The sequence below is a fragment of the Komagataeibacter oboediens genome (assembly GCF_003207815.1).
Lineage (GTDB): Bacteria > Pseudomonadota > Alphaproteobacteria > Acetobacterales > Acetobacteraceae > Komagataeibacter > Komagataeibacter oboediens.
In genome coordinates this window covers 114,711-127,076 of record NZ_NKTX01000002.1, presented here as the reverse complement: position 1 = coordinate 127,076, position 12,366 = coordinate 114,711, and the positions used below count along the sequence as shown (strand labels likewise).

15 protein-coding genes and 1 tRNA gene are annotated in these 12,366 nt (G+C 62.6%); 6 read left to right on the top strand and 10 right to left on the bottom strand.

Translation table 11 applies throughout. The annotated features are described in order from the left end of the window. Positions 1–28 precede the first annotated feature (28 nt). Entirely contained in the window at positions 29–1,183 is a 1,155-nt protein-coding gene (locus CFR80_RS02505) for an AI-2E family transporter (protein WP_029329210.1), read from the top strand. Positions 1,184–1,276: 93 nt separating this feature from the next. Here CFR80_RS02505 and CFR80_RS02500 read toward each other — a convergent pair. From CFR80_RS02500 to CFR80_RS02470, 7 genes are all read right to left on the bottom strand, one after another. After that, positions 1,277–1,350, bottom strand: a tRNA-Pro gene (locus CFR80_RS02500). An 84-nt stretch (positions 1,351–1,434) separates the two neighbouring features. Next, complete coding sequence (locus CFR80_RS02495; protein ID WP_010512908.1) at positions 1,435–2,217, bottom strand: MerR family transcriptional regulator; 783 nt, start codon at positions 2,215–2,217, stop codon at positions 1,435–1,437. Continuing rightward, complete coding sequence (locus CFR80_RS02490) at positions 2,214–2,537, bottom strand: integration host factor subunit alpha (protein ID WP_010512906.1); 324 nt, start codon at positions 2,535–2,537, stop codon at positions 2,214–2,216. Before CFR80_RS02490 ends, CFR80_RS02495 begins: the two co-directional genes overlap by 4 nt. Positions 2,538–2,636: 99 nt before the next feature. Further along, entirely contained in the window at positions 2,637–3,608 is a 972-nt protein-coding gene (locus CFR80_RS02485) for a beta-ketoacyl-ACP synthase III (protein ID WP_048855713.1), read from the bottom strand. Between the two features lie 81 nt (positions 3,609–3,689). Next, entirely contained in the window at positions 3,690–4,781 is a 1,092-nt protein-coding gene (gene plsX, locus CFR80_RS02480) for a phosphate acyltransferase PlsX (protein ID WP_110507067.1), read from the bottom strand. A gap of 166 nt (positions 4,782–4,947) precedes the next feature. Then, the gene (gene rpmF / locus CFR80_RS02475) at positions 4,948–5,151 is read right to left on the bottom strand and encodes a 50S ribosomal protein L32 (RefSeq protein WP_010506434.1); all 204 of its coding nucleotides are present in this window, start codon (positions 5,149–5,151) and stop codon (positions 4,948–4,950) included. A gap of 173 nt (positions 5,152–5,324) precedes the next feature. Then, entirely contained in the window at positions 5,325–5,855 is a 531-nt protein-coding gene (locus CFR80_RS02470) for a YceD family protein (RefSeq protein WP_110507066.1), read from the bottom strand. 189 nt (positions 5,856–6,044) lie between these two features. Between CFR80_RS02470 and CFR80_RS02465 the strand changes: the two genes are divergently transcribed. Further along, positions 6,045–6,614, top strand: a complete 570-nt coding sequence (locus CFR80_RS02465; protein ID WP_029329209.1) for an outer membrane protein assembly factor BamE — start codon at positions 6,045–6,047, stop codon at positions 6,612–6,614. A gap of 26 nt (positions 6,615–6,640) precedes the next feature. On the opposite strand, the gene CFR80_RS02460 is transcribed toward CFR80_RS02465, so the two are convergent. Then, a complete protein-coding gene (locus tag CFR80_RS02460; RefSeq protein ID WP_010512901.1) occupies positions 6,641–8,038 on the bottom strand; it encodes a sensor histidine kinase in 1,398 nt (465 codons plus the stop codon). Positions 8,039–8,130: 92 nt separating this feature from the next. Then, positions 8,131–8,334, bottom strand: coding sequence for a 30S ribosomal protein S21 (rpsU, locus tag CFR80_RS02455; RefSeq protein WP_010506446.1), 204 nt, complete (start codon positions 8,332–8,334; stop codon positions 8,131–8,133). A 239-nt stretch (positions 8,335–8,573) separates the two neighbouring features. Between rpsU and def the strand changes: the two genes are divergently transcribed. The 4 genes from def to CFR80_RS02435 are packed head-to-tail and all read left to right on the top strand — an operon-like array spanning position 8,574 to position 11,020. After that, positions 8,574–9,104, top strand: a complete 531-nt coding sequence (gene def, locus CFR80_RS02450) for a peptide deformylase (protein ID WP_010512899.1) — start codon at positions 8,574–8,576, stop codon at positions 9,102–9,104. After that, positions 9,101–9,724 carry a COQ9 family protein gene (locus CFR80_RS02445; RefSeq protein WP_010512898.1) on the top strand — a complete coding sequence of 208 codons (624 nt, stop codon included), beginning with the start codon at positions 9,101–9,103 and terminating at the stop codon, positions 9,722–9,724. The genes def and CFR80_RS02445 overlap by 4 nt, the downstream gene beginning before the upstream one ends. A gap of 16 nt (positions 9,725–9,740) precedes the next feature. Then, complete coding sequence (locus tag CFR80_RS02440; RefSeq protein WP_232275511.1) at positions 9,741–10,286, top strand: MarR family winged helix-turn-helix transcriptional regulator; 546 nt, start codon at positions 9,741–9,743, stop codon at positions 10,284–10,286. Next, positions 10,283–11,020 (top strand): response regulator, encoded by a 738-nt coding sequence (locus CFR80_RS02435; protein ID WP_010512896.1) that lies wholly within the window; start codon positions 10,283–10,285, stop codon positions 11,018–11,020. The genes CFR80_RS02440 and CFR80_RS02435 overlap by 4 nt, the downstream gene beginning before the upstream one ends. 180 nt (positions 11,021–11,200) lie before the next feature. Here the strand turns inward: CFR80_RS02435 and leuB are convergent, their stop codons facing one another. Continuing rightward, positions 11,201–12,319: a 3-isopropylmalate dehydrogenase gene (leuB, locus tag CFR80_RS02430; RefSeq protein ID WP_010512895.1), complete on the bottom strand. Its 1,119-nt coding sequence runs from the start codon at positions 12,317–12,319 to the stop codon at positions 11,201–11,203. Positions 12,320–12,366 lie beyond the last annotated feature (47 nt).

Below are 12,366 nucleotides of genomic sequence, written 5' to 3'. Positions count from 1 at the left end.
TGCTGACACGAGCCCGTTTTCCAGAGGAATGACCATGACGGATCCCTACAACGCGGATCAGGATCAGGCAGGCACCCCCATGCCGGGCCGCCGCGTGGATCCTGCATCCACGATGCAAACCTTCCGGTCATTCAGCGCAACCCAGCGCACGCAGCGCATGGCGCGCGCGGGGCTGGCACTGTTTTTCGTGCTGCTGGCGCTGTACACCGTACGCGGGTTCCTGCCATCGCTGATCTGGGGCTGCATATTCGCCATCGCGTCATGGCCGCTTTATGTGCGTGCCCGCACGCGGTGGCATTCGCGTGCCCACCGCACGCTGCTGCCTGTCGTGTTCACGCTGGCGATCGCCCTTATTTTCCTGGGGCCACTGGCCCTGTTCGGACTTGAGGCGGGACGCGAGGCAGAAAGCGTGCTCAGGTTGCTTAATGATGCGCGGCATTCGGGCATTCCCCTTCCGCCATGGGTCAGTCACCTGCCCTATGGGCGGCAGACAGTCGAGGCATGGTGGAACGATCACCTGAAAAACCCTGCCGATGTGTCCGCCCTTCTCGGGTCGATGAATATCGGGCAGAGCATGAAGGTCACCCAGCAGCTTGGATCACAGGTGCTGCATCGGGTGCTGCTGTTCACCTTTGCCATCCTGACACTGTTTTTCCTGCTCAAGGACGGGGATTCGGTCATCCGCCAGTCCCTGAACGTCTCCCGTCGCGCCTTTGGCAAAAGGGGCGAACGGATTGCATTACAGATTATCGCATCCGTCCATGGTTCGGTATCGGGGCTGGTACTGGTGGGAATTGGCGAAGGCATGCTGATGGGCCTTGCCTATCTGGTCGCAGGTGCGCCCCACCCCTTCCTGTTTGGCGTGATAACCGCCATTGCGGCCATGATCCCCTTCTGCGCCCTGATCGCCATCAGCGCCGTCGCCCTGATGCTGGTGATCAATACCGGGGCGGTGCTGACGGCCATTGCCATCATCCTGTTCGGGATTGCCGTGATCCTGCTGGCGGACCACCTGGTGCGCCCTGCCCTGATTGGCGGAGCAACCCAGCTTCCCTTCCTGTGGGTGCTGACCGGCATTCTGGGCGGCGCGGAAAGCTGGAACCTGCTGGGACTATTTGTCGGGCCTGCCATCATGGCAGTGCTGCACATGCTGTGGCTGAACTGGAGCCGCGCACGGTACTGACGCACAGGCGAACGGAAGATACAAAAAAAGCACCTGGTTTCAGGTGCTTCAATCGTGGCGATCGCCCATAATTTTTTATCGCAGACAGGGATATCGGGCAGGCGGGATTCGAACCCACGACCCCCAGTCCCCCAGACTGATGCGCTACCAGGCTGCGCTACTGCCCGCCTGTCTGCGATGCGCAGGGTGTAGCAGGCCAGTTAGGGGACGGCAAGCCACGATATGCGCAAAAATGAAAAAAACCGGATAAATCAGACAGGCACCATCTCACGCAGGGCCTGCAGTTCCACCAGCACGCCACGCAGGCTTTCACGCAGCATGGCGTTTTCCCCCTGCAGGCGTTCCAGTTCGATCATGACGATCTGCTCAAGCGGCATTTCGTCTTCATCCGTCGCATCGTCATCCGACATCGCAGCATCTTCGGACGCAGCAGCGATCGGGGGCGCGTCATCCACCGGTGCCGTATCCTGCGAGACTTCATGAACCGGGGCAGCGGCGTCCGGCACCTGTATGGTCCCGACAGTTTCTTCGATAATCGTGACCTGTTCGACAGTCATGGTCGCCGGGGGCGCGTGCTCCGGCTGCGCCGGGGTGTCTCCGGCGACAGGTTCTTCCCCCTGTGCCTGCTCTACCGGCGGAACCGGCGTGACCGGTATCTCTGCCGCGACATGCGCAGGGGCGACTTCCGGCGCGACCGGGGCCGCGGGTGCGGCATCGATCACGGGTGAAGGTTCCGCAGCCAGGGCCGCGTCCTGCCCCAGTTCCGCCTGCGCCTGCGCAACAGACAGCTTACGGACATACAGCAGGTCGGCAATCCGCCGCAGCACCGCGATATCATGCGGGCGATAGTACCGCCGTCCACCCTGCCCCCGCAGCGGACGCAACTGCGGGAAACGGGATTCCCACATGCGCATGACATGCTGGGCCAGCCCGAGTTCACGCGCGACCTCGTAAATGGGCAGGCTGTCCGTATCCGGCTGCGTCATGGCCTGCGTTGACACGGTTTCGGCTGGCGCTTCGTGCTGCGTGCTCATTCATCGTCTCCTTCCGGCGGGCCTTCCCCACCGGACTGTCCATTGACATGGGCACGAAGCAGCTGGCTGGGGCGAAACACCAGAACAGAACGCGGAAGAATCGGCACTTCCACCCCTGTTTTCGGGTTACGGCCCGTGCGCTGCCCCTTCTGCCGGACAGAGAACGTGCCAAACCCGCTTATTTTCAAGGTATCGCCGGTTTCAAGTGTCCGTGCCATCCGTTCCAGAATATCTTCCAGAATATCGGCGGATTCATGGCGGGACAGCCCGACCTGATCATATATCTGTTCTGCCAGAGTGGCGCGTGTCACGGTGCTCATGCGTAAACGTTATGCATGAGCGCCATCATCGTCAATTGAATGTATTCAGTGCGCAGGCGGTTTATTGCGCATCCATTTCAATGTGGTACCGAAACGACATTACAGCCGCGCCAGTGCCGAACCCCATGTCAGTCCGCCACCCAGCGCTTCCATCAGCACAAGGTCACCCTTACGTATGCGCCCGTCCCGCACGGCTTCGTTCAGCGCCAGGGGAATGGATGCGGCCGATGTATTGGCATGCCGGTCCACCGTCACCACCACCCGTTCCGCCGGCAGCGCAAGCTTGCGCGCCACGCCGTCAATGATGCGCAGGTTGGCCTGATGCGGCACAAGCCAGTTCACATCCGCATGGCTCAGGTTATTCGCCGCCAGCGCCTCATCAACCGAAGCGGATAGCTTGCCCACCGCATGACGGAACACATCGCGCCCCTGCATGCGCAAATGGGCGGGCCTGTCATGCTGCCCCGTGGCGCCATCGACATACAGCAGGTCGCCATACTGCCCGTCCGAATGCAGGTGGGTGGACAGGATGCCCGCATCCCCGTCATCCGGTCCGGCGGCGGTCAGGAAGGCAGCCCCGGCACCGTCACCAAACAGCACGCATGTTCCACGGTCCGACCAGTCGAGGATACGCGAATAGACTTCGCTGCCGATCACCAGCGCTGAACGGGCCTGGCCGCTGCGAATCAGCGAATCGGCCATGGACAGCGCATAGATGAAGCCCGAGCATGCTGCTGCAAGGTCAAAGCCGAATCCGGACGTCATGCCCAGTTCGGCCTGCACGCGCACGGCGGTCGAGGGGAATGCCTGATCAGGCGTGCTGGTCGCGACAATGATGGCGTCAACATCGTCTGGTGCTGCACCAGCGTAATCCAGCGCCCGGCGCGCGGCCTGCGCCGCCATGGAAACGGCGGTATCGTTTTCACCGGCGATATGGCGTTGGCCGATGCCGGTACGCCCCCGGATCCATTCATCGGATGTATCGAGCCGGGACGCCAGTTCATCATTGGTCACGATCCGCTCGGGCAGGTAACCACCGAATCCGGACAGAAGCGAGCGTTTCGCCGTCATGCCTGTTTTTCCACCAATATCATCTCACATGCACGGGTGGGATCAGCCATGGCAGCCTGCCCCATACCGGATGTTACAGGGTCAGGATGCAGCCACCGCCTGCTGCGGGTCTGGGGTCACCTTGACGGATGTCAGGTTTTCCATATGCGCAAGGCGGTCACGTATGCCATCCGTAAAGCGGTGCATGACCATGTCCATTGCCACATCGACCGCAGCGGCGAACCCTTCGGCATCCGTGCCGCCATGTGACTTGACCACAACACCATTCAGGCCGACGAACACCGCACCATTGTACCGGCGCGGGTCCAGCCATTCCTTCATCCGCTCCAGTCCCGGACGGACCAGCAGATAACCGATCCGGCCCAGCAGGCTGGACGTAAAGACCTGCCGCAGGAGGGTGAACGCCATCTTCAGCGCGCCTTCCCCGGTTTTCAGGGCCACGTTGCCGGTAAAGCCGTCGGTCACCACCACGTCGGTCGTACCCGCCGTAATGTCATGACCTTCGACAAAGCCGTGGAACTGTCCGGCCAGCGCGCTGCCCCGCAGCACTTCGGCCGCCTGGCGCAGGCGTTCATCGCCCTTCAGTTCTTCCGACCCGACATTCAGCAGTCCGATCGTCGGTGCGGGCAGGCCCAACACCGCCTTGGCGAAGGCTTCGCCCATGACGGCGAATTCCACAAGGTTGCGCCAGTCGCACGATACGTTCGCGCCGAGGTCGAGCATGACCACGTCGCCGCGTGTCGTGGGGCTGAGTGCCGCCATGGCCGGGCGGCTTATGCCGGGGAGTGTCTTGACCACGATCTTGGCCAGCGCCAGCATCGCCCCGCTGTTCCCGGCGGATACGACACCCTGCGCGGCCCCTTTGGCCACCGCGTCCATGGCCAGCCGCATGGAGGAATCGCGCACGCGCAACGCCGCCGTGGGCTTCATGTCCATGGGAATTGCCGAACCGGCCGGAAGGATTGTGCAGATGGCGGCCGCGCGTGGATGGCGGCTCAGAAGGCCGGACAACTTTGCCTCATCCCCCACCAGAAGAATCCTGGCCGAAGGATGTCGGTCTGCCGCAATCGCCAGTCCGGCCACCACAACTTCCGGACCACCATCCCCACCCATGCCATCTATGGCCAGGGTATAGGACCCAGTCTCGGAAAAGGAGGAACCTGTCTCGCTCATGCTCGTCTTGTGCCGGGTAAGGAAGGAACGCGCAAGATCGGGGACGTACACTTTGGCATGTCCCCGCCCCAGCGCGACCCGGACAGGACGGCCTCAGGCACGCCCATCGGCGCAGTCCATGCGAACTGCGCCTTTGCCGGGTAATGACGCCAGCAGCGTCCTGTTATCAGGCGCGGACCGCCGTCTTCAGTGCCTTGCCGGCAGATGCGACTTCACGGCCGTCATAATGTCCGCAGTGGCTGCAGACGTGATGCGGGCGCTTCAGTTCGCCACAGTTGGAGCATTCCGCATGTGCCGGAACGCTGAGTGCCGCGTGGCTGCGGCGCATGCCACGACGGGACGGCGAGGTTTTTCTCTTGGGTACAGCCATGGGCCTGGGCCCCTCCGATCTGGATCACAACCGGCAGGCACACCATCGTGGCGATACACCGGTCAGTTATCAATAATTGAGGGGGGCGCTCTAACAGATCATTTGCACTTGCGCAAGTGATGATGCGCAAGACGCAAAAACCCGCGCCCCCCGTTCCTGCCCCTTCCTTTGCGTCAGTTCTGCTTTTTTTTCAACTCGGCCAGAGCGGAAAAAGGCTGCCTGCGCACGGTTTCTTCGGGTTCGGCGTCTTCACTGCCCGCAAATTCGGCCGGAATCTCGCATCCCGGCTTGTGCGGGTACGGATCCAGCGCCAGCGAAAGCTCTTCCACCGCAAGTTCGCCAAGGTCGATGCTGTCGCGGTCATAGGGGACTTCATCGATGGAAAAGGGATCGATTTCATCATCCTCGCGGAAACGCTCCGCGGGGATGCAGCGCACGGTGAACGATTCCGCCAGCACGTCCTCGAACGCCTCCAGGCTTACGACACATTCCTGTGTCACATGCGCGGTCAGCCAGCCTTCGGCCAGTACCTCCCCATCCTGTCCCGGCGCTAGCCGGTACCGGCAGGACAGGTCGCGCAGGCCGGGTATCCCGAACCGGCGGGCCAGCCTGCGGCATTCCTCATCCGATGCCTCGACCACCGTTTCCATGCCACGGGCCGGGATGCGGCCCACGGCAAGCGGGCGGGAAAATTCTGCATCCATTCATACTACTCCTGCGCGTCTGTTCACGGGGCCTGCACCCTGGTGCCCGCCTGTGTGGAAATATGGCCCTGTCTTTCGTGTTTTTCCACCGCCGGGACGATCTGTGATTGACTTCATTTTCCCAATCGGGCACCGGAAAGACGAACCGCTTTTTACGCCATGCCCTTATTTCAGGATATTTTCCGGACCATGAGGTCACCACAGGACACTCCGCCCCGTTCGCGTTCATTACGCCTGTTTTCATGCGCTGTCATCGGGGCAGGAATTGCGCTGTCGGGGTGTTCGGTCTTCAAGCCCAGCACCATCCAGCGTGGCTCCCTGGTGGAAGCGGATGATTACAACAAACTGAAAATTGGCGAGACCACGCGCTCCGACGTGATGGATGCGATGGGTTCCCCCACCGGGCGTGCCACATTCGATGACAATACATGGCTGTATGTCTCCATGAAGCAGGTCATCGTCCCGATCAGCTTCCCCCGCGTGCGCAGGCAGGAAGTGGTGGTGCTGACGTTTGACCAGGACGGCATCCTGCGCAACCTGCGTACCCTGCACAAGGATGACGCCCGCTACGTCTCCATGGCGCCGGGCAAGACCCCCACGCCGGGCACCAAGATCAACATCATGCAGCAGATCCTGGGCAATGTGGGCCGTTACAACCCCCTCAGCCAGATGAGCAGCACCTACGGCGGCAGCACCGGCCCGATGAACAGCATGAACGGCGGCCCCGGCCATGGCGGGTCGGGCAACACCCTGCCCTGATCATCTGGCCTGACCTGCCGCCCCCTTCAGGTCGGCAGGACAATCCTGACCCGTGCGCCGCCCAGCGGCCCGGCCTCCAGACCGATATGGCCGCCATGGGCGTGAATGATGTCGCGCGCGATCGCAAGTCCAAGCCCGGTCCCACCTTCATTGCCGCTTTCGAACGGACGGAACACGCTTTCGCGCCGCGATTCCTCCACGCCACACCCGTTGTCATCGATATACAGGAAGACTTCCCTGCGCCCGCGCTCGGCTGACAGTTCGATATAGGTCGCATGCCTGCGGGCATTTTCCACCACATTGTTCAGGACACGACGCAGCGCGTTGCCCCGCCCGGTTACGGTCAGATCCGGGGGCGTGATGGCACCGGTCCCGGCCCGCGCGCCCATCCGGCGCAGGGCGATTACGATTTCATCGAACAGGTCCTCCACGCGGATCGTGGCAGGCTTCTCCGCCCCCTCCCCCCGCGCGAAGGACAGATATCCCTCGATCATATGCTCCATTTCCACGATATCCCCGATCATGTCGGCAATATCGGGCTGCAGGTCGGCAGCGTTGACCATGCCCGTACGCGGCAGCATGGCCAGTGACAGGCGCAGCCGTGTCAGTGGCGTGCGCAGGTCATGCGATACACCGGCCAGAACGGTCGTGCGCTGTTCCACAAAACGATTGATACGGTCACGCATGCGGTTGAAGGCAATCGCCGCCTTGCGGATTTCCTGCGCGCCCTCGGGCACGATGGGCACGGTGTCGCGCCCCAGTCCGAACAGTTGCGCCGCCCGTGCCAGCCTGCGGATGGCCCGCACCTGGTTGCGCATGAACAGTGCCGCGATCAGAAACAGTACCAGCGCACTGCCCGACGCCCACGCCACGAACAGCCATACAGGCGCCACGTCCAGCCGTTTGCGCGGGGCCACAACCTGCAGCACTCCGATGGGTGTCTGCACGCCAATCACCACGCGATGACGTGCCTGCTTCCAGTCCACGAAAGTGGGCCAGCGCACGGTCGCCCGCAGGTCACGCACCAGGTCGTCATCGATGGGGCCAAGCACATGGTTGGACCCGCTGCGGTTCAGGCTTGCGCCTTCGTGCAATGTCATCACCAGGCCGGAGCGGCGGCCGGCATCTTCCAGTATCCATCGCCGGTCGGCGGGGGATGGGTAGCGTTCCAGCAGGTCCAGCGTCAGGGAAATGGTGGTGGCCATGTCACCCGACAGGCGGCGGGAGACGATCTGCAGGTAATTCCCGTAAAACAGTTCCAGCGAAATGGCCTGCGTGGCCAGCATGGGAATGAACCCGATCAGCAGCATACGCCCCAGCAGGGACCGCGGCAGGATCCGGCGGATCAAACGCTCACGTAGCCTGCGCCATCCCTGTGCCGGGGGCGGCATGTTTTCGGTAAGGGGCGACGACTCCATATCCATGGCTTTACCCTGACTGCGGACACAAAAAAACCGGCTCCCCTGCAGGTGCCGGCTTTTTTGCGGGTCAGACCCGAATTCCGATAACGGAGGGCTTAGAAGCCTTCACGCTCCAGACGCTTGCGCTCCATCTTGCGGGCACGACGCACGGCTTCGGCAGCCTCACGCGCCTTGCGCTCTGACGGCTTTTCATAATGACGACGCAGCTTCATTTCACGGAAGATGCCTTCGCGCTGCATTTTCTTCTTGAGGGCCTTGAGGGCCTGATCAACATTGTTGTCACGAACGAGAACCTGCACTGGGTCGTCAACTCCTGATCTGCCATCCGGTATGGATGATCCATGAAACTGAAACTTGGGGAACGTCCGCCCGAGGCCATTCCCTTCGTGCGATTCCCAAACGGGCCGCACCTATATCACACTCGCGCCCGGCAACACAAATCATTCCCGCTTCCGGGAACAAATGATTTTCGTGCTCCGCTTTGCGCGCCTGTGCTGTCATATACATGTTCCCCGAAACAGGAAGGGTGTTTGTGTCCATGACGCTGCTCAAGATCGCCCGCATGGGCCATCCGGTGCTTCTTCAGCCGGCACAGCCGGTTGCCGACCCGCAGGCCCCCGCCATCCGCACGCTGGTGGCCGACATGATCGAAACCATGCTGGACGCGGGTGGCGTGGGACTGGCCGCCCCGCAGGTGCACCAGGGGCTGCGGCTGTTCGTCTATCGCGTGCCCGCCACCCGCAGCAGCGGCGAGGACGATCCACCCCGCCTGCCCGCGGCCCTGATCAATCCGGTGCTGGAACCGGTGGATGATGAAATGGTTGACCGGATGGAAGGCTGCCTGTCCATTCCCGGCCTGCGCGGGTGGGTGCCGCGGTACCGCCGCATCGCCTGGCGCGGCACGAATGCGGACGGGCAGGAAACCCATGGCATTGCATCAGGCTTTTTGGCCAATGTATTCCAGCATGAATACGATCACCTGAACGGAATCCTCTACCCCATGCGTATGACCGACCTTGGCCGCATGGGATTTGATAGCGAAATGGCACGTTACGGAGAGCGCCCATGAATCTTTCAGCACTGGTTGCCGCCGCGACATCCGCGCTGGAACCGCCCGCGCTCCAGAACTCACCACAGGGTGACGCGCTACTGCGCCGCTTTCTGGCGGACCCGCGCGCGGGCAGCCAGCCATGGACGACCGCCCTGCTGCGCCAGTGCGCGGGAGAAGACGCGGACCTGCTGTTCCCCGACGGCATGGCGCAGGTGGCCGAATCGTGTTTTGACCTCATGGACCGGGACATGCTGGCGGCGACCAACAGCTTCCGCAGCCGCAAGATCAGCCGCCGCGTCCGCGCCGCCGTAATGTTCCGGCTGGACCACGCCGCCCCGCACCGCGCCGCCATACGGCAGGCGCTGGCGGTGCTGATGGTGCCGACCCATGCCCGCGTCCTCGCCCGCACGCTGGGCCGCAGCGTGAACGCAATCTGGCAGGCGGCGGGGGATACCTCCACCGGGTTCACCTATGTCACCAAGCGCATGACACTCAGCGGTGTCTATATATCCACCCTGCTGTTCTGGCTGACACGCGGGGGCAATCCTGCCTCGGTCGAGGAATTCCTTGACCGTCGCCTGTCGGAAATCGGGCGCATCACCCGGCTGCGCAACCGGCTGACCGGGCGTATCGCCTGATCCGGACCAGCCTGACGTGACACCCCCTGTCCGCTCCCCATCCGCCCGTCACGCGTCTGCTGGCGCGGGGGTGGAACTGCTGTTCCTGCGCGACGAGGACATGCGCCAGGCGCAGGATCTGCTCATGCTTGCCTGCCGATCGTTTACGGCCATCATAGACGACGCGCTGCATGCGCATGGGCTGGGGCATGCGCATTACCGCATTATGCAGGCCATAGCACTCCAGCCCGGCATGGCGGTGGGGGCGCTGCTGGATACGCTGGGCATTACCAAGCAGAGCATGAGCCGCGCACTGGGCGAACTGCTGTCCATGGACCTTGTGCGGCAGGAAACGGCGGCACAGGACAGGCGGCGGCGGCAGCTGCACCTGACCACGCGGGGAAGCGAGATTGAAAACCATCTGTTTTCCCTGCAACGTGAGGTTCTGCTGCGTGTGTACCGCAACGCGGGCGGCAAGGCTGTGGACGGCTTTCGCCGCGTCATGCACGGGCTGATAGACGAATCGGATGCCCCCGGCGTATCCACCGATGCCCTTCACCACCCCGACCGGAGTTCCCCATGATCCAGACGGCCTGCGACTCCTCCCTGCCCCACGACAGCATGATCGTGGATGCACATGTGGTGGTCGTGGATGATGATCCCCGCCTGCGCCGCCTGCTGCAGCGTTACCTGAGCGAGCAGGGATTCCGTGTCAGCGCGGCGTCCTCCGCGCAGGAGGCGCGGCAGGTCCTGGGCTTCATGCAGCCTGATGCGCTGGTGCTGGACATTACCATGCCGGGGGAAAACGGGCTGGAACTGACCCGCGAACTGCGGCGGGAGAAGCTGCATTTCCCCATCCTGCTGCTGACCGCGCGCGGTGAGCCGGAAGACCGGATCATCGGGCTGGAGGCCGGGGCCGATGACTATCTGGCCAAACCATTTGAACCGCGCGAACTGCTGCTGCGGCTCAAGGCGCACCTGCGCCGTTTCGTCCCGCCTGCCCCCAGCAGCAACCTGCGGATCGTGCGGCTGGGGGAACTGGAATTCGACCCGGTGCGGGGCCTGCTGTCCAACGCGCAGGGAATCGTGCACCTGACGGGCGGCGAATCGGCATTGCTGTCGGTTCTTGCCCGCCACCCCAACGAAATCCTGTCACGTACCGACATCGCAACCACGCTGGATATGGAAGAAATCGGGGAACGCGCAGTGGATGTGCAGGTCACCCGCCTGCGCCGCCGGATCGAACCCGACCCGCGTGAGCCACGATTCCTGCAGACGGTGCGCGGCAAGGGCTATGTGCTGAAACCCGGCCTGTAAGCGAAAGTTTATGGATGCCACCTTTTTTTAGGAAGGTGGCGCCTTCCGAAGCTTTTTAAAAAAAGCTTCACCAAAAACTTCTGTCTGTTTTGCGGAGCACTAACAGCCCCGGAATCAAAAACGGGCTAGCATGAATATCATGTCAGCCCGTTTCGACAGTCATGCAATAATCTGGACAGGTCAGGCCGTCTTGTTCAGCTTGTCCAGTTCGGCCACCACGGCTTCGCCCATTCCAGCAGTGTTCACTTCCGTCCTGCCCGCGCTCATGATGTCCGGCGTGCGCAGTCCCCTGTCCAGCACATTGGACACCGCCGCCTCGATCATTGCGGCATCTTCCTGCATATCGAACGAATACCGCAGCAGCATGGCAAACGAGAGGATCTGCGCCAGCGGGTTCGCCTTGCCCTGCCCCGCGATATCGGGCGCGCTGCCATGGATCGGTTCATACAGCGCGGGCGTGCGGCCATCCTCGCCCTTTGCGCCCAGTGTGGCCGAAGGCAGCATGCCAAGGCTGCCGGTCAGCATGGAAGCAAGGTCGGACAGCAAATCACCAAACAGGTTGCCCGTCACGATCACATCAAACTGCCGCGGGTTGCGCACCATCTGCATGGCGCAGTTATCAGCCAGCATGTGGCTCAGTTCGACATCACTGTATTCCCGGTCATGTAGCGCGGTCACCACCTCTTTCCACAGCAGGCCGCTTTCCATCACGTTGCACTTTTCGACCGAGCACACGCGGTTGTCACGCTTACGCGCCAGGTCGAAGGCGACGCGGGCCACGCGTTCGATTTCCGCCGTGGTATAGACTTCGGTATTGATGCCGCGACGCGACCCGTCGGGCAGGGTTTCGATCCCGCGCGGGGTACCGAAATAGATCCCGCCCACCGTCTCGCGCACGATCATGATGTCCAGGCCACGAATGACATCGGGCTTGAGCGTGCTGGCATCCACCAGCGAGTCGAACACCTTGGCCGGGCGCAGGTTGGCGAACAGGCCCAGTTCCTGACGCAGATTCAGGATCGCGATTTCGGGCCGGCGGTCAAACCCGGCCGATGCCCATTTCGGGTCACCCACCGAACCGAACAGGACCGCGTCCGCTGCGCGTGCGGCATCAATCACCTGCTGCGTGATCGGCTGGCCATGCACCGCCAGCGACGCGCCGCCCACCAGATCCTCACTGATATCGAAACGGATACCACGCGCCTGCGCCATCCAGTCCATGATGCGCCGGGCCTCCCGCATGATTTCGGGGCCGATGCCATCGCCAGGCAGGATCAGGAGCTTCTTGGGTGCGGACATGACGTTTCCCATCCGGATAATCTGTTTTATGAACGGTCTGCTGAGAT